Source organism: Streptomyces sp. NPDC050625, assembly GCF_040654755.1.
In the GTDB taxonomy this organism is placed as follows: Bacteria; Actinomycetota; Actinomycetes; order Streptomycetales; family Streptomycetaceae; genus Streptomyces.
This window is the reverse complement of the sequence record NZ_JBFAIQ010000010.1, coordinates 90549-106876: the sequence shown is the minus strand read 5'-3', so window position 1 is coordinate 106876 and position 16328 is coordinate 90549. Positions and strand designations below refer to the sequence as shown.

General features: G+C 70.8%; 13 protein-coding genes. 7 read left to right on the top strand and 6 right to left on the bottom strand.

Annotated features, from left to right (window positions below; all coding sequences use genetic code 11):
- Nucleotides 1-56 precede the first annotated feature (56 nt).
- Entirely contained in the window at nucleotides 57-2198 is a 2142-nt protein-coding gene (locus tag AB0I54_RS23500; protein ID WP_363298066.1) for a SpoIIE family protein phosphatase, read from the bottom strand.
- Nucleotides 2199-2352: 154 nt separating this feature from the next.
- On the opposite strand from AB0I54_RS23500, the gene AB0I54_RS23495 reads away from it, so the two are divergent.
- The 3 genes from AB0I54_RS23495 (at nucleotide 2353) to AB0I54_RS23485 (ending at nucleotide 6709) form a co-directional block, all read left to right on the top strand.
- A complete protein-coding gene (locus tag AB0I54_RS23495) occupies nucleotides 2353-4803 on the top strand; it encodes a SpoIIE family protein phosphatase (RefSeq protein WP_363298065.1) in 2451 nt (816 codons plus the stop codon).
- Between the two features lie 80 nt (nucleotides 4804-4883).
- A complete protein-coding gene (locus AB0I54_RS23490) occupies nucleotides 4884-5159 on the top strand; it encodes a hypothetical protein (protein WP_363298064.1) in 276 nt (91 codons plus the stop codon).
- An 86-nt stretch (nucleotides 5160-5245) separates the two neighbouring features.
- A complete protein-coding gene (locus tag AB0I54_RS23485; protein WP_363298205.1) occupies nucleotides 5246-6709 on the top strand; it encodes a ubiquinol-cytochrome c reductase cytochrome b subunit in 1464 nt (487 codons plus the stop codon).
- On the opposite strand, the gene AB0I54_RS23480 is transcribed toward AB0I54_RS23485, so the two are convergent.
- Both AB0I54_RS23480 and AB0I54_RS23475 read right to left on the bottom strand, forming a co-directional pair.
- Entirely contained in the window at nucleotides 6645-7028 is a 384-nt protein-coding gene (locus AB0I54_RS23480) for a cytochrome c oxidase subunit 4 (protein ID WP_363298063.1), read from the bottom strand. The two genes, AB0I54_RS23485 and AB0I54_RS23480, sit on opposite strands and share 65 nt — an antisense overlap.
- Nucleotides 7025-8578 (bottom strand): cbb3-type cytochrome c oxidase subunit I, encoded by a 1554-nt coding sequence (locus tag AB0I54_RS23475; protein ID WP_363298204.1) that lies wholly within the window; start codon nucleotides 8576-8578, stop codon nucleotides 7025-7027. Before AB0I54_RS23475 ends, AB0I54_RS23480 begins: the two co-directional genes overlap by 4 nt.
- 299 nt (nucleotides 8579-8877) lie before the next feature.
- Here AB0I54_RS23475 and AB0I54_RS23470 point away from each other — a divergent pair, with 299 nt between their 5' ends.
- The 4 genes from AB0I54_RS23470 (at nucleotide 8878) to AB0I54_RS23455 (ending at nucleotide 13018) form a co-directional block, all read left to right on the top strand.
- Nucleotides 8878-9945, top strand: a complete 1068-nt coding sequence (locus AB0I54_RS23470; protein WP_363298062.1) for a glucose-1-phosphate thymidylyltransferase — start codon at nucleotides 8878-8880, stop codon at nucleotides 9943-9945.
- On the top strand, nucleotides 9942-10913 hold the full coding sequence (gene rfbB, locus AB0I54_RS23465) for a dTDP-glucose 4,6-dehydratase (RefSeq protein ID WP_363298061.1): 972 nt from the start codon (nucleotides 9942-9944) through the stop codon (nucleotides 10911-10913). Before AB0I54_RS23470 ends, rfbB begins: the two co-directional genes overlap by 4 nt.
- The gene (gene rfbD / locus AB0I54_RS23460; RefSeq protein ID WP_363298060.1) at nucleotides 10910-11791 is read left to right on the top strand and encodes a dTDP-4-dehydrorhamnose reductase; all 882 of its coding nucleotides are present in this window, start codon (nucleotides 10910-10912) and stop codon (nucleotides 11789-11791) included. The genes rfbB and rfbD overlap by 4 nt, the downstream gene beginning before the upstream one ends.
- Nucleotides 11792-12205: 414 nt before the next feature.
- On the top strand, nucleotides 12206-13018 hold the full coding sequence (locus AB0I54_RS23455) for a class I SAM-dependent methyltransferase (protein WP_363298059.1): 813 nt from the start codon (nucleotides 12206-12208) through the stop codon (nucleotides 13016-13018).
- Here the strand turns inward: AB0I54_RS23455 and rfbC are convergent.
- The 3 genes from rfbC to AB0I54_RS23440 form a co-directional block, all read right to left on the bottom strand.
- Nucleotides 13003-13641, bottom strand: a complete 639-nt coding sequence (gene rfbC, locus AB0I54_RS23450; RefSeq protein ID WP_363298058.1) for a dTDP-4-dehydrorhamnose 3,5-epimerase — start codon at nucleotides 13639-13641, stop codon at nucleotides 13003-13005. The two genes, AB0I54_RS23455 and rfbC, sit on opposite strands and share 16 nt — an antisense overlap.
- 28 nt (nucleotides 13642-13669) lie before the next feature.
- Nucleotides 13670-15613, bottom strand: a complete 1944-nt coding sequence (locus AB0I54_RS23445) for a glycosyltransferase family A protein (protein WP_363298057.1) — start codon at nucleotides 15611-15613, stop codon at nucleotides 13670-13672.
- A gap of 123 nt (nucleotides 15614-15736) precedes the next feature.
- Nucleotides 15737-16327, bottom strand: coding sequence for a hydrolase (locus AB0I54_RS23440; RefSeq protein WP_363298056.1), 591 nt, complete (start codon nucleotides 16325-16327; stop codon nucleotides 15737-15739).
- Nucleotide 16328: the final 1 nt, after the last annotated feature.

Sequence of the window (16328 nt, the reverse complement as noted above, 5' to 3'; positions counted from 1 at the left end):
GGCCCTCCGGCGGGAGGGTCGGACCGCGTCGTCGTTCGCGGCGGGTCCGCCGCGGCTCAGGCGCGCCCCAGAGCCCGCAGCAACAGCACCGCCACGTCGTCGACCCGGTCCCGTGCCGCCACGCTGTGCGCGACGAGTTCGTCGGCCAGCTGCTCCAGCGGCCGGTCCCCGATCGTGTTCAGCAGTTCACCCATGTCGGCCAGGGCGTCCTCGATGTCCACGCCGGGCGACTCGATGAGGCCGTCGGTGTACAGGACGAGGACCGAGCCCCTGGCGAGGTCGACCTCGGTCGTCGGGTACGTCGCGTCCGCGTCGATGCCCAGCAGCGGACCGCCGGCCAGGTCCAGGACGCGCACCCGCCCGTCCGGCCGTCTCAGCAGCGGGGGCGGATGCCCCGCCCGGGCCATCACGGCACGCTCGTTGTCCGGATCGAGCCGCAGATACAGACAGCTCGCGAACAGATCGGCGCCGAGGTCGACGAGCAGCCGGTTGGTGCTGCCCATCACCTCCTCCGGCGCCTGACCTCCGGTGGTGAACGCCCGTACCCCGGTGCGGATCTGCCCCATCAGCCCGGCCGCGGTCACGTTGTGTCCCTGGACGTCCCCGATGACCGCCGCCGCGAGCGGCCGGGTCGGCACCATGTCGTAGAAGTCGCCGCCGATCTCCATGCCCTGAGTGGCCGGCAGATAGCGCGCGGCCGCCTCGATGCCGGGCGGTGGCATCAAGGAGCGCGGCAGCAGGGCCTCCTGCAGACCGTGCGCCAACTGGTTCTTGGCGTCGTACAGCAGCGCCCGCGCCAGCGCCTGCGCGATCAGCCCGCCCAGGCTCGTCAGAACGGCCCGTTCGTCCGCGGGGAAGACATGCGGCTCCGAATAGGCGAGCACACAGGTGCCCACCGGCCGCCCGGACGCGATCAGCGGCAGATAGGCCCAGGCCGCGAAGCCGCCCGGCAGCCCGGTCAGCTCCGGATACAGGCGGTCCAGCTGCTGCCGGGAGTCGAAGAACGCCGGTACCCCCGTGGTGAGGACGTGGGTGCCCGGCATCCGCTCGGACAGCGCGACGCCGTCGAACCGCTCGACATGGTGCGGGTTCGCATACCCGCGGTGCCCCAGCACGTGCAGCCGCCCGCCCTGCGACCCGAGCAGCACCACGGCCTGGCTCCCGACGGACGGGACGATCTCGTCAGCGACCAGCTGCACCACGTCCTGCACGCCCACCGCCTCGGTCAGCGCGCCGGCCAGGCTCAGCACCTGGGAGATGGTGACCAGACGGGACGGTCCCGCACCGGTCCGCGGAGCGGCCCGCCCCATCTCCGCCACCGCGCGAGCCCTGCTGATGCGCACGCTCAGCCCGGTCGTGCTCGGGTAGAGCCGGAACGACAGCCAGTCGCCCGGCGGGCGCAGCGCCACGAACGACGTCACGTGCTGGCTGATCAGGGCGCCCCGGTACCGGTCCTCGTACATCGGGTCGTTCAGCCAGGGCACCGAGGCCCACAGATGGGTGCCCAAGAGCTCACCGGCGGGTGTGCCGAGCAGCTCGGCGGCCGCCGCGTTGGCGAACCCGACCCGGCCGTGCAGATCGAGCGACACCAGCCCGTACGGCAGCCGCGCCACCATCCGCGCGGCCTCGACCGTGCCCAGGGTGCCCGCGACCCCCGTCACGGTCGACGCCAGCAGATCGGGCTCGCGCGGGATCGGCCGGTTGTCCTGCGCGGCCCGCTCCAGCCGCGCCGCGAGCCGGTCGCAGGCCGCGGTCAGATGCTCGCGCTCCCGGTCGGACAGCTCCGGCGGATGCGAACCCGGCCAGGTCACGAAGACCGCGCCGTACGCCTTGTCCGCGGTGGCCACGGGCAGGGCGGCCAGCGCGAAGGGGTAGGGCAGGACCACCGCGATACGGGGATAGCGCCGGGCCATGTCGTCCTCGCCGCCCACCCAGACCAGCCGCCGGCCGCGGACCGCCTCCGCGACCGGGATCGGCGCGCTCAGCCCCACCCGCTCCCACGGTGCCGCGAACGCCCGGGGCAGCCCCGCCACCACGGCCATCTCCAGTACCGGCTCGTCGTTGGCCAGCAGGTACACCGCACCCGAGTGCGCGTGGACCTCGTCCATCATCGTGGCCAGCGACAGGGAGAGCAGTGGTTGGCCGACCCGCGACCCGGTGGCCTCCGGCGCCTGCGCGGGCCTCTGCCCGTCGGACACGCCGACCACCTCCTCGTACGGCCGCGCGTCGCACCCCCAGGGGTCAAGGCTCTCTCCTGGCGGCGCGCGGCGCACGGCGAACGGGCCGCGCCGGACCCCCGTGACCTCCACGGAACGGTCACAGGGGCTGCGCGGGCGGCTCATAAGCGCTGTAATGGCGGACGTGGTCAGTGAGGGCGCTGCGGTACGCAGAACGAGGAGGGAGCGTGCCGAAGTTGCCCTGGAAACGGTCATGACCGACCCCGGCGCACCCGATCGACTGCACCGTGTCATCGAACAGGCACTGGTTTTCGCCGGGGCGTCCTTTGTTGGCGTGTACACACCGAGCGAGGACGGTGCGGTGCTCCGCCTCGCGGAGTCGGCGGGGCTGCCGCGCACGCTGTACGGGCTGCGCGACGGCTATCCCGCCTCGGCACAGTCCCCGCTCGCCGAGGCCCATCGCACCGGGCAGCCGATGTGGCTCGGCCCCGAGGAACTGGCGGCCTGCCCCGAGGCACGCCGCACACCGTCCCGGGAGTTCTTCGTGGCGGCCCTTCCGGTGCGGGAGGGCGACGGCTGTCTCCTCGCCGTGAGCGAGCGCGTCGGCGGCTTCGACCTGGAAGACCGCCGGTGTCTCGAACTGATCGCCGACTCGGTCGCCCTGCCCGCCCCGCCCGGGGCCACCACCACCGGTGAGCTGCCCGCCGACGCCTTCAGCCTGGCCATGGACACCGGCCGCGTGGAGGTCGGCGACGAGATCCTGGAGCTGTTCGAAATCGGCCGGGGAGAGTTCGACGGCAAGGTCGAGACCCTGCTCGGGCTGACCGTGCCCGAGGACCTGCCCGCGCTGATGTCCGTCGTCGAGGCCGACCACATGTCCATCGGCGAACGCGAGCTGGAGTTCCGCATCCTGCAGCGCTCCGGTCCGCCCAGGTGGCTGAGGCTGCGCGGACGGATGGTGCCGGGCGGCGAGGGCCTGCCCGCGCTCCTGGTCGGGACCGTGACGGACACCTCCAAGCTGCGCTCCGACGTCACCGACGTGGCCCGCGTCCAGCGCCTGGCCGCGGCGCTCGCCACCGCCGGCACCGTCAAGGACGTCGGTCAGGCCGTGGTCAACGCCCTGCGCAAGCCGCTCCAGGCCGACCGGCTCGCGCTCGCCGAGCTGGAGAACGACCGTCTCGTGGTCACCGTCCTCGACCCGCCCGAACCCGAGGTCTGGCCCGAGGTGTGGCGCTCCGAGTGGCGCACGGAGTGGCCCGACGCCCCCGTCCGCGCCATGCCCACCCTCGCCGCCGCCCTGCGCGAGGGCCGCGCCCAGATCTGGCCCGCCGGCACCTCCCTGGAACCCGCCCTCGCCGAGGTCGGCCCCGGTGGCCTCGCGGTGCTGCCGCTGCCCGCCGGCGGCCGTATGGCCGGGGCGTGCCTGATCGGCTGGGACAGCCCGCACGAGTTCGGCCCCGACGAACGCGCCCTGCTCACCGCCTCCGCCGGCCTGGCCGGCCAGGCCCTGATGCGCGCGCACGCCTTCGACGCCGAGCACGAGCTCGTCGGCATGCTCCAGCGCGCCCTCCTGCCGCGCCGGCTGCCCAAGCTGGGCGGCGCGGTCGCCGTGGCCCGCTATCTGCCCACCACCGCCGGGCTGGAGGTGGGCGGCGACTGGTACGACGTGATCCCGCTGCCCGACAACCACGTCGCCCTCGTCATCGGCGACGTCCAGGGCCACAGCGCGGCCGCCGCCACCCTCATGGGCCAGATGCGCACCGCCCTGCGCGCCTACGCCGCCGAGGGCCACACCCCGGACGTGGTGGTCTCGCACGCCAACCGGCTCCTCATGGACATGGAGTCGGACCTCTTCGCCACCTGCTGCTACGTAGACGTGGACATGGAGGAGGGCACGGCCTGGTGCGTGCGCGCCGGACACCTGCCCCCGGTGCTGCGTCACCCGGACGGCGCAACGGAGATCGCCGAGACCGAGGGCGGCCCGCCGCTCGGCGTGGTCGACCGGGCCGACTTCCCCATGGCCCCACTGCACCTCATGCCCGGCACCGTGCTCGCGCTGACCACCGACGGTCTGGTGGAGTCCGTCGAGGCCGACATCGACGTCGGCATGGAGCGGTTCGCCCACGACCTGGCCTCGTCCGACCCCGCCCACCTCGGCCTGGTCGCCGACGCCCTGCTCGGCAGCGCCCGCCGCAGCGACGACGTCGCCCTGCTCCTGATGCGCTACGACGGCCTGGCCGTGCGCCCGCTCAGGGAGAGCTGGACGGTGTGGCGGGTGCCGGAGGCCGCCCGGCACGCCCGCCGCTTCACCAAGCGCACCATGCGCGCCTGGGGCGTACCCGCGGACGACCTGGACACCGTGCTGCTCGTGGTCTCCGAGCTCGTCACCAACGCCCTCGTGCACACCGACGGCCAGGTACGCCTCGACCTCACCCTGGTCAACCACCGGCTCCGGGTAGCCGTCGCCGACGCCTCGCCGCGCACGCCGATGAAACCCACCAACATCGGCTGGGAGGCCACCGGCGGCCGCGGCATCCTGCTCGTGGAGGCCGTGTCGGTCGCCTGGGGGACGCTGCCGGTGAGCGGCGGCAAGCAGGTGTGGGCCGACATCGCGCTGGAGGGCTGACCGCCACACGGGTGTGGGTGCGAAAGCCGCACGGCAGGTCGCGGGGGTTCCCGGCGCCCGCCGTGCCTAGGGTCCTTGCCGTGGCACACACCTTCGAAGAGCTCGTGGCGAAGCAGCGCGCGTCGGACATGGCCCACGCGCAGGTCCTGGAACTGCGGGACACCTACGGCCCGCCTGCCGAGGCGCAACTGACCGGTGCCCAGAAGGAGACGTACGAGACCGCCCTGCGGGCCTGGCGCGACCTGGCCCGGGAGGTGCAGACGGCGGTGAGCGAGTACGCGAAGGAGGAGGGCCGGGCGCGGGGCGACGTCGAGGCGGAGGTGGAGCGAGCGGCGGGGACCCCTCAGGGCACGTGACCCGCCCCGACGCGGAACCCGCCACCGATGGCGCTCCGGCCACCGGCGCCGGCGCCGCTCACCGCCCCGCGCACCCCGCCGAGCGGCTGGTCGGGGCGGCGGACGCGCGGTTGCCGGTGCTGGAGGGCGGGGCGCTGCTGCGCAAGGCGTTCCCCGACCACTGGTCGTTCCTGCTGGGCGAGTTGGCGCTGTACAGCCTGCTCGCCCTGGTGCTGACCGGAGTGTGGCTGACCTTCTTCTTCAAGCCGGAGATGCGGGAGGTCGTCTACGCGGGCCCGTACGTCCCGCTGCAGGGGGTGCGCATGTCGGCCGCCTTCGACTCCACGCTGCACATCAGCTTCGAGGTGCGCGGCGGTCTGCTGATGAGGCAGGCGCACCACTGGGCGGCGCTCGTCTTCGTCGCCGCGATCGGCGTGCACATGCTCCGGATCTTCTTCACCGGCGCCTTCCGCAGGCCCCGCGAGCTGAACTGGGTCATCGGGCTCACGCTGTTCGTGCTCGCCCTCGCCGAGGGGTTCGCCGGCTACTCGCTCCCCGACGACCTGCTCTCCGGCACGGGCCTCAGGATCGCCCAGGGCATCATGCTCTCCATCCCGGTGGTCGGAACGTACGTGGCCTTCTTCGCCTTCGGCGGCGCGTACCCCGCCCACGAGATCGTCACCCGTCTGTACTCGATGCACATCCTGCTGCTGCCCGGCGCGTTGATCGCCCTGGTCACCGTGCACCTGATCCTGGTGTTCCACCTCAAGCACACGCAGTGGCGCGGACCGGGCCGCTCGAACCGCAACGTCATCGGCAGGCCGCTCTTCCCCCGGTTCACGGCCGCGTCCGGCGGGCTGTCCCTCGCAGTCTTCGGCGTGCTCGTCCTGATGTCCGCCGTCGCCCAGATCAACCCGGTCTGGGTGTACGGCCCGTACCGCCCCGACCAGGACTCGACCGGATCCCAGCCCGACTGGTACGTCGGCTTCCTGGAGGGCGCGCTGCGCCTCGTACCGCCGTGGGAGACGAACCTCGCCGGTCACACCCTCATGTGGAACGTGCTGCTGCCGGCCGTCGTCCTGCCCGGGCTGCTGTTCGGCGCCCTGTACGCCTACCCCTTCGTGGAGCAGCGTCTGACGGGGGAGTGGGACCGCGAACGCCATCTGTGCGACCGGCCCCGCGAGCGTCCCGTGCGCACCGGCCTGGGCGTCGCCGGCACCGTCTTCTACGCCGTGCTGCTCCTCGCGGGCGCCAACGACGTCGTCGCCCAGTCCTTCCGGATCTCGGTCAACACCCTGACCTGGGCACTGCGGGTCTGTCTCGTGGTGGCCCCGGTCGTCGCGTTCCTGGTTGCCCGGTGGCTGTGTCTGGCCCTGACGGAGGCGGAGCGGGAGAGGCTGGCGAAGGGCGTGCCGACGGGCGACGTACGGCAGACCCTCGCGGGTGGCTATGAGAGCGACCACCGTCCGGCCGGAGAGTTCCGCCCCGGTGCGCCCAGGCGGCCGATCACCGGTTCACGTACTGGAAGACCATCCCGAGGACACCGCGCGCCAGCACGACGAAACCGATGAGGAACAGCCACAGTCCGAACACCACCCCGGTCGCCGCGAGCGCGAAGCCGAACGCGGTGACCAGCGGCCAGACGCTCTCGGCGGGGAAGAACTCCAGGGGCCCCGCGCCGTCGGCCACTTCGGCGTCGGTGCGGTCCTGGGGGCGCCGTCCCTTGCGCAGGTACTGCACCGCGCAGAAGAACGCGATGACCGCGGCCATCCCGCCGGCGACGATCAGCGCCGCCGTGCCTGCCGATTCGTGCGACCACGCGCCGTAGAGGGCGGCGACGCCCGCGAAGAACAGGGCGACACCGCCGAACAGCAACGCCTCGACCTTCATCGGGTTCCCTCCCCCTCCACCGCCCGCCCGGCGAACTCGGGGTGGTGCAGGTCGAAGGCGGGCGATTCCGACCGCACCCGGGGCAGGGCGACGAAGTTGTGCCGGGGCGGCGGGCAGGACGTCGCCCACTCCAGGGCGCGCCCATAGCCCCAGGGGTCGTTCTCGGTGACCCTCGGCGCCCGGTGCGCGGTGCGCCAGACGTTGTACAGGAAGGGCAGCGTGGAGGCACCGAGCAGGAACGCGCCCGCGGAGGACAGGGTGTTGAGCAGGGCGAAGCCGTCCTGGGGCAGATAGTCGGCGTACCGGCGGGGCATGCCGGCCTCGCCGAGCCAGTGCTGGACCAGGAACGTGAGCTGGAACCCCGGGAAGAGCAGCCAGAAGTGCAGCTTGCCGAGCCGCTCGTCGAGCATCTTCCCGGTGAACTTGGGCCACCAGAAGTAGAAGCCGGCGAACATCGCGAACACCACCGTGCCGAACAGCACATAGTGCAGGTGCGCCACGATGAAGTACGAGTCGGTCAGATGGAAGTCGAGCGGCGGCGAGGCGATCAGCACCCCGCTGAGCCCGCCCAGCAGGAACGACACCAGAAAGCCGAGCGACCACAGCATCGGCGTCTCGAACGAGATCGACCCGTGCCACATGGTCCCGATCCAGGCGAAGAACTTGATCCCGGTGGGCACCGCGATCAGGAACGACATGATCGAGAAGAACGGCAGCAGCACCGCGCCGGTGGCGAACATATGGTGCGCCCACACCACCGCGGACAGCATGGTGATCGTGATCGTCGCGCCGATCATCGGCAGGTACCCGAACAGCGGCTTGCGCGAGAACACCGGGATGATCTCGGAGATGATGCCGAAGAACGGCAGCGCCACGATGTAGACCTCGGGGTGCCCGAAGAACCAGAACAGGTGCTGCCACAGCAGCGCGCCGCCGCTCGCCGGCTCGAAGACGAGCGAGCCGAACTTCCGGTCCGACTCCAGGACCAGCAGCGTCGCGGTGAGCACCGGGAAGGCGGGCAGCACCAGGATCGATGTAAACAGCACGTTCCATGTGAACATCGGCATCCGGAACATGGTCATGCCCGGCGCGCGCAGACACAGGATCGTACTGATGAAGTTGACGGCACCCAGTGTCGTCGACACACCGGTCACCACGAGCCCCATCACCCACAGGTCGCCGCCCGCGCCGGGGGAGTGGATGGCGCTGTTGAGCGGCGCGTAGGCGAACCAGCCGAACGCCGCCGCGCCGCCGGGCACCACGAAGCCCGAGACCACCATCAGCCCGCCGAACAGGTACATCCAGTACGACAGCGCGTTCAGGCGGGGGAAGGCCACGTCGGGGGAACCGATCTGCAACGGCATCACGGCGTTCGCGAACCCGGCGAACATCGGGGTGGCGAACAGCAGCATCATGATCGTGCCGTGGATGGTGAAGAACTGGTCGTAGCCCTGCTTGCTCAGGAACTGCAGCCCGGGGCGGGCGAGTTCGGCACGCATGCCCAGGGCGAGCAGCCCGGCCAGCAGGAAGAAGCAGAACGCCGTGACCATGTAGAGACGGCCGATCACCTTGTGGTCGGTCGTCGAGGCCCAGCGCAGCAGGGCCCGGCCGGCCGGCGGCGCGGTGGCGGCGTACCGCTCGGCGATCTCGTACTTCTCCGAAATTTCCGGTAGTTCCGTCATCGCCGGGGACGCTACCCCGGCGCCACCACGACCTGCCCGCGCCACGCCCTGGTCACCCGGGCCGCGTACCCGTAAGCCGCTCGCCGGACGGGGGGACGTTCTGTCGTAAACGACCCAGCAAAGCAAACATAGGTCCGATCCCGACGATCACCGATAGGGTGTGGCAGATGAAGGCTCTGGTCCTGTCCGGCGGTGCCGGCACCCGGCTGCGTCCGATCACGCACACGTCGGCGAAACAGCTCGTGCCGGTGGCCAACAAGCCCGTCCTCTTCTACGGCCTGGAGTCCATAGCCGCGGCCGGCATCACCGAGGTCGGGATGATCGTCGGCGACACCGCCGCCGAGATAGAGGAGGCGGTCGGCGACGGTTCGAAGTTCGGCCTGGAGGTCACCTACATACCCCAGGAGAAGCCCCTCGGCCTCGCCCACGCGGTCTTGATCGCACGGGACTTCCTCGGCGACGACGACTTCGTGATGTACCTCGGGGACAACTTCATCGTCGGCGGCATCAGTACCCTCGTCGACGAGTTCCGCGCCAGCCGCCCCGACGCCCAGATCCTGCTCACCCATGTCCCCGACCCGCGTTCCTTCGGCGTCGCCGAACTCGACGCGTCGGGGCAGGTGATCGGCCTGGAGGAGAAGCCGGAGCATCCCAAGAGCGACCTCGCGCTGGTCGGCGTCTACCTCCTCACCCCCCTGATCCATGACGCGGTCCGCGCCATCAGGCCGTCCTGGCGGGGCGAGCTGGAGATCACCCACGCCATCCAGCACCTCATCGACACCCGTGCCGACGTGCGCTCGACGGTCATCCAGGGCTACTGGAAGGACACCGGCAACGTCGGCGACATGCTGGAGGTCAACCGGACCGTCCTGGAAGGGATGGAGCGGCGGATCGACGGCGAGGTGGACGAGCGGTCCGAGACCGTGGGCCGGGTGGTCGTCGAGGAAGGGGCGCGGGTCGCGAACTCGCGCATCGTCGGCCCCGTCGTCATCGGCACGGGGACCGTGGTCAGCGACTCGTACGTCGGCCCCTACACCTCCATCGCCGAGAACTGCCGGATCACGGACAGCGAGCTGGAGTTCTCCATCGTGCTGCGGGACTCCTCCATCGACGGAGTGGGCAGGATCGAGTCCTCGCTGATCGGCCGGCATGTGGAGGTGACCCCGGCAGCCGGCGTGCCCAGTGCCCACCGCCTCGTCCTCGGAGACCACAGCAAGGTGCAGATCCGTTCATGAATCTCCTCGTCACCGGCGCCGCCGGGTTCATCGGCTCCACGTACGTCCGTACGCTCCTCGCCGAGGACGCCCCGGACGCGCCGCGCATCACCGTGCTGGACAAGCTCACCTACGCCGGCACGCTCACCAACCTCCCCGACGGGCATCCCCGCCTGGAGTTCGTCGAGGGCGACATCTGTGATGCCGACCTGGTCGACAAACTCATGGCCCAGGCCGACCAGGTCGTGCACTTCGCCGCCGAGTCCCATGTGGACCGGTCGATCGACGGGGCGGGCGAGTTCGTCCTCACCAATGTGCTGGGCACCCAGACGCTCCTGGACGCGGCGCTGCGTCACGGCGTCGGCCCGTTCGTGCACGTCTCCACCGACGAGGTCTACGGCTCCATCGAGTCCGGCTCCTGGCCCGAGACCCATCCCCTCGCCCCCAACTCCCCGTACTCCGCCTCCAAGGCCTCCTCCGACCTGCTCGCCCTCGCCTACCACCGCACCCACGGCCTGGACGTCCGCGTCACCCGCTGCTCCAACAACTACGGCCCGCACCAGTTCCCCGAGAAGGTCATCCCGCTGTTCGTGACCAACCTGCTCGACGGAGCGAAGGTCCCGCTGTACGGCGACGGGCGCAATGTGCGCGACTGGCTGCACGTCGAGGACCACTGCCAGGGTGTGGAGCTGGTCCGCACGAAGGGCCGTCCCGGCGAGGTCTACAACATCGGCGGCGGCACCGAACTGAGCAACAAGGAGCTCACCGGCCTGCTCCTGCGGGCGTGCGGGGCGGACTGGGACCGGGTCGAGTACGTCACCGACCGCAAGGGCCACGACCTGCGCTACTCCGTCGACTGGAGCAAGGCCCGCGACGAGCTGGGCTACCGCCCGCGCCACGACTTCACCACCGGGCTGGCCGAGACGGTCGCCTGGTACCGGGACAACCGGGCCTGGTGGGAGCCGCTGAAGCAGCGGGAGTCCCGATGAGGTGGCTGGTCACCGGCGCGGCCGGCATGCTCGGCCGCGACACGGTCGAGGAACTGCGCCGGCGCGGCGCGAACGTGACCGGCCTGGACCGCGCCGCACTCGAGATCACCGACCCCGACGCCGTACGGCGGGCGTTCGCTGCGCACCGCCCCGACGTCGTCGTCAACTGCGCCGCGTACACGGCCGTCGACGACGCCGAGACCGACGAGGCGCGGGCGCTGCGGATCAACGGCGACGGCCCCCGGCTGCTGGCCCGTGCCTGCGCGGAGCGGGGCGCCCGCCTGGTGCACATCTCCACCGACTACGTCTTCGACGGCGAGGCCCGCGCCACCCCGTACCCGGAGGACCACCCGCCCGCTCCGCGCACCGCGTACGGCCGCACCAAACTGGCCGGCGAGCGGGCGGTCCTGGAGGAACTCCCGGGCGCGGCCGCCGTCGTGCGCACGGCCTGGCTGTACGGCGCCCACGGCCGCAGTTTCGTGCGCACGATGCTCGAACTGGAGGCCCGCCGGGACACCCTGGACGTCGTCGACGACCAGCGCGGCCAGCCCACCTGGACCGCGGACGTCGCCACCCGGATCGCGGATCTCGGTACCGCACTCTCCCGGGACGAGGGCGCACACGGTATCTTCCACGCCACCAGTTCCGGCGAGGCCAGCTGGCACGAACTGGCCCGGGAGGTGTTCCTGCTCATCGGCGCCGACCCGACCCGGGTGCGCCCCACCACCAGCGCCGCCTTCCCGCGCCCCGCCCCCCGCCCCGCCTACAGCGCCCTCGGGCACGCCCGATGGCGGGAGATCGGCCTGCAACCCCTCCGCAACTGGCGCTCCGCCCTGCACGAAGCACTGCCCCACATCCGCAAGGAGATGTCTCAGTGAAACGAGCGGATCCCGTTCCGGCATGAGGGGACATCAGACCAGTTCCCGTCGTCGCTCGGATCGTTTCGTCGCGAGGGAGAGGCTGAAAGGTGTGGAGGAATGGCCGATTCGCCGATCTTGGAGGGGTATTTCCACCCCGGCGCCTATGCGCAAGAATTTCCCGCGCGGAAACGCCACGCGTTGATCTGTGGATACGGAGCGTGTGTAATGCCGGATCGCGTCCCGTCGCCGGGCACGGGGCGCCGTGGATCTGGTTCGACCGCTGTCGTTCGCCGTTGAGTTCGCCGCCCACGCATCCGACTTCGTCACTACGATGCTTCGTGAATGATGCGACGGGACGGTCCGCGTGGGCGCGTGAGGCCTTCCCGTTCGTCCGGCGCATCCTGGTAAGCCGCATGGAAGGAATGTCTCGTCATGTCGATTCGAGCAACCGTGAAGTCCATATTGGGTGAGGAGAATGTGCGGGTTCTGCGCCGGCTGAAGCGACGCCTCTCCGGCAAGTGGACCAAGTCGGCCAAGCCGAGCGGACTTGAGGCGATTTCCAACGATCTCAACAAACTTGCCCTGCATTTCAAGACGGACAAGTGGGGAACGCACCGTTACACCCAGCACTACCAGCGACACCTGCAGCACCTGAAGAACGAGAAGTTCAACCTTCTGGAGATCGGGATCGGCGGTTACAACCGGCCTGGCCAGGGCGGTGCGTCGCTGCGCATGTGGAAGCAGTTCTTCCCGAAGGCGCAGATCTTCGGAATGGATATCCAGGACAAGTCATTTGTCGACGAGGACCGCATCACGACCTTCATCGGCGACCAGTCCGACCCCTCGTCCCTGAACGCGGTCGCCGACAAGATCGGCGAGCTCGACGTCATCATCGACGACGGAAGTCACCGTAGCCCGCACGTCCTCACGACGTTCGCCACACTCTTCCCCCGGCTCAAGGACGGCGGCATCTACGCCGTCGAGGACACACAGTCCTCCTACTGGCCCGAATGGATGGGCAGCGAGGACCGTGACGCCCCGAACACCAGCATGGCGATGCTGAAGAGGCTGGCGGACGGGTTGAATTACGAGGAATTCGTGGACGAGAACTATCAGCCGTCCTACACGGACCTCAACGTCGTCGCCGTGCACTTCTACCACAATCTGGTGATTATCGAAAAGGGCAGGAACGCCGAAGGCACCAACAAGCGCAAGGCCCTGAAGCAGCGCTACGCCAAGTCCTGACCCCCGCTGGTCGAGGGCTGGTCGAACGGGCCCGAGCGCAGCCGCGCGTAGTAGGCGGAGCAGTCCGTGTATGTGGGAAGCAGGCCGGATTGCTCCGCCTCGGCCAGTGTGGGGGCCGCGGCGTCCTTCTCGGAGAGAATCGGTTCGATGCCCTGGGGCCAGGCGATGCCGAGGGCGGGATCGAGGGGGTGTACCCCGTGCTCGCGGCCCGGTGCGTAGCCCGTGGAGCAGAGGTAGACCACCGTGGCGTCGTCGGTCAGGGCCATGAACGCGTGCCCCAGTCCCTCCGCGAGGAAGATGGCGTGGTGCGTCTCGTCGTCCAGTCGTACGGCCTCCCACGCGCCGTACGTAGGTGAGCCGACGCGGATGTCCACCACCACGTCGAGCACGGCTCCGCGCACGCACGTGAGGTACTTGGCCTGACCGGGCGGCACGTCCGCGAAGTGCACCCCGCGCAGGACGCCCCGCCGGGACACCGAACAGTTGGCCTGGGCCAGGTCCAGGTCGTACCCGGTGGCCTCGCGGAACTCCTCGCCCCGGAACCACTCGTGGAAGCTTCCCCGGTTGTCCGGGAACACCTTGGGCTCCAGCACCCAGGCGCCCGCAATGTCCAGTGGTCGCACGCCGTCACGTCCTCCGTGTCATGTTCTGCTACGCCTTCCTACCCCGGACCGCGCCCATGACGCGTCGCGCCTTGCGCGCCAGCCGCAGCAGCAGGCCCGGCGCCGCGGGTCCGGCCACGCGGACCCCGCCGGTGCGGGTCACATGCAGGGCGAGCGGCAGTGCGAGGAAGCGAGGTGCCTCCGCCTCCGGGAGCAGGCACACCTCCGTCCGCCACGACGCCCCCCTCAGCTCGCGCACCGGCACCGACGCCTCCAGCAGCGAGCCGGCCCCGTCCGCCGGGGTGAGCGTCCCCGTCTGCCGCAGGGACCGGTCCGTCGCCGGGTCGGTCAGCCGCACCTGGACGGCGGTGCGGTCGGGGACGTGCAGGGGCAGTGCGAGGCTGAGCTGGTGGTCGGCCGAGACCGCCGCGTCCTCGGGGGTGAGCCGGCCCAGACCGAGGGCCTTGCTCGCCCGGTCGACGTCCAGCGAGAAGTTGTCGTACTGCTTCGTCCAGTACGGCAGCACCACACGGCCCGCGACCACACCGGCGGGCGGCGTGGGACGTTCCTGCCGCGGTGCCGGACCGAGGCGGCACTCCTTGGACCAGCCGCCGAGGCCGACGCGGACGTACGCGTCCCACAGGCCGGCGTACAGCGCGGCGCCGCCCGCCGCGGTGCCGGGGTCCACGCTCGCCGTGCCGCGCAGCACCAGCCGGACCCGCCCGTCGTCGGCCGGGACCCGCTCGCGGGTGACCTCCACCGGCTGGAAGAACGAGGCGGAGGTGGCCCGGTCGCGCAGGATCAGGTCGACGGTGGCCTTCTCGAAGCCGTCGACGGCGTTCGCGCCCAGCCGGGCCGCCGCCTCGTCGAGGTCCCGGGGCGCGGTGTCCGTGGCCGGAGTGCCGGGCCCGTCGGCCGGGAAGGTCATCGGCTGTCCGCCGGACCTGTACTCGGCGGTGAACGTGACACGCAGGGTCCCGTCCCGCCATTCGACACCGGTGGGGTCGGCCTTGGGCCCCACCCCGGTCTCCCACTGGGCGTAGGCGACGAGGTCGTCGTAACGGTCGTCCCTGATCAGCGATGCCACGATCCGCTGTCCGGGCCGCAGTCCGGGCGCGACACCGGGGCCGAAGCGCTCCAGGACCACGGTGTGCATCTCGTGGAACAGCTCACGCCGGTAGTCGTCGGGCATCGCGAGCAGCCGGCGGCCGCTCATCCGCTCCACCATCTCGACGCGCAGCCAGCGGCGCAGCAGACGGTCGCGCGACGGGCCCGGCTCGGTGTACCGCTCGACGACGTCCAGGGCCTCACGAAGGTTCTTGAAGTAGCCGACCGGCTCGAAGCGCTGGAAGCCCGCGTTGCCGGCGTCGTCCCGTTTGACGTGGTAGTAGCAGACGTAGTCGGAGAGCACCGAGACGTTGTCGGCGCGCAGGTACGCCTCGGCGATGAAGACATGGTCCTCCAGGCGGCGCCGGCCCTCGGGGAAACGCAGGCCGATGCGGTCCAGGAAGGCCCGCCGGACCATCTTGTGCGGGGTGAGGCTGTCGATCAGCGGCGCGTTCTGGACGGTGGCGTGCGGATGGTTGCGGCGGAACAGCTCCACCGGCACCGGGCGGCCCTTCCCGGCCATCTTGCCGACGATCACATCGGCCTTGTTCTCCACCCCGTACTCGTACATCCGCTCAAGGGCTTCGTCCCCGAGGTAGTCGTCGTTGTCGACGAACATCACGAACTCGCCCTCGGACGCGGCGATCCCCACGTTCCGCGGCTTGCCCGACCAGCCGGAGTTCTCCTGGTGGATGACCCGGATGTGCGGGTGCTCGGCGGCGAGCGCGTCCAGTCTGGCCGGGGTCCGGTCGGTGGAGCCGTCGTCGACGAAGATGACTTCGTACTCGTCGGGCGGCAGCGACTGCCGCAGCATCGAGGCGATGCAGTCCTCGATGTACGGCCCTGGGTTGTAGACGGGGACGATGACGCTGACCTTGACCGGCATCCGGCTTCCAATCCCCCTTGGTTCGCCACCCGTTGCCCAGGCGGCACGTGCGCGTGGCCGAATGCTAACCCGGCCCCTTGCGCGGGCGGAAAACTCCGCCCGGCACACAGGGGCCGGGGTCCGTCACTGTCCGTCGTGGGTCTTGGCCAGGAGGTCGAGGACTTCGGCGGTCGTCCCCGACTCGCCCAGCCGCGGGAAGATGCGCTCGACGCTGCCCCGGTGGGCCTCCGGGTCGCGGTCGGACATGGCGTCCGTGGCCAGGGTGACGTGATAACCGTGCTCGTACGCGGCGCGGGCGGTGGACTCGACGCCGATGCTGGTGGCGATGCCCGTCAGGACGATCTGGGTGATGCCGCGGCGGCGCAGCTGGACGTCGAGGTCGGTGCCGTGGAAGGCGTTCCAGTTACGCTTGGTGACCAGGATGTCGCCGGGGTGGCCGGAAAGTTCGTCCACGACGGTGTCCCAGCCCTCGGGGAAGGGGAGGCCGCCGGGACCGCGCTCGGTGCGGCCGGGAACGGCGTCGGCACCGTCCGGGGCGAAGGACACCCGGACCAGGACCACAGGAAGGTTCCGGGCCCGGAAGGCGTCGGCGAGTTCGGCCGTGCGGGCCACCACGTCAGAGGCGGTGTACGGCTGGGTCGGCATGGCCACGATGCCGTTCTGCAGGTCGATCGCGACGAGGGCGGTGCGAGGGTCGAGGGTGGTGAGCGACATG

What these genes read in the sequence shown, in the direction of transcription:
- AB0I54_RS23495 (WP_363298065.1), top strand. Translation starts at nt 2,353, where the DNA reads ATGGCGGACGTGGTCAGTGAGGGCGCTGCGGTACGCAGAACGAGGAGG.
- AB0I54_RS23480 (WP_363298063.1), bottom strand. Translation starts at nt 7,028, where the DNA reads ATGAAGGTCGAGGCGTTGCTGTTCGGCGGTGTCGCCCTGTTCTTCGCG.
- AB0I54_RS23475 (WP_363298204.1), bottom strand. Translation starts at nt 8,578, where the DNA reads ATGGTCACGGCGTTCTGCTTCTTCCTGCTGGCCGGGCTGCTCGCCCTG.
- AB0I54_RS23470 (WP_363298062.1), top strand. Translation starts at nt 8,878, where the DNA reads ATGAAGGCTCTGGTCCTGTCCGGCGGTGCCGGCACCCGGCTGCGTCCG.
- rfbB (WP_363298061.1), top strand. Translation starts at nt 9,942, where the DNA reads ATGAATCTCCTCGTCACCGGCGCCGCCGGGTTCATCGGCTCCACGTAC.
- rfbD (WP_363298060.1), top strand. Translation starts at nt 10,910, where the DNA reads ATGAGGTGGCTGGTCACCGGCGCGGCCGGCATGCTCGGCCGCGACACG.
- AB0I54_RS23455 (WP_363298059.1), top strand. Translation starts at nt 12,206, where the DNA reads ATGTCGATTCGAGCAACCGTGAAGTCCATATTGGGTGAGGAGAATGTG.
- AB0I54_RS23445 (WP_363298057.1), bottom strand. Translation starts at nt 15,613, where the DNA reads ATGCCGGTCAAGGTCAGCGTCATCGTCCCCGTCTACAACCCAGGGCCG.
- AB0I54_RS23440 (WP_363298056.1), bottom strand. Translation starts at nt 16,327, where the DNA reads ATGTCGCTCACCACCCTCGACCCTCGCACCGCCCTCGTCGCGATCGAC.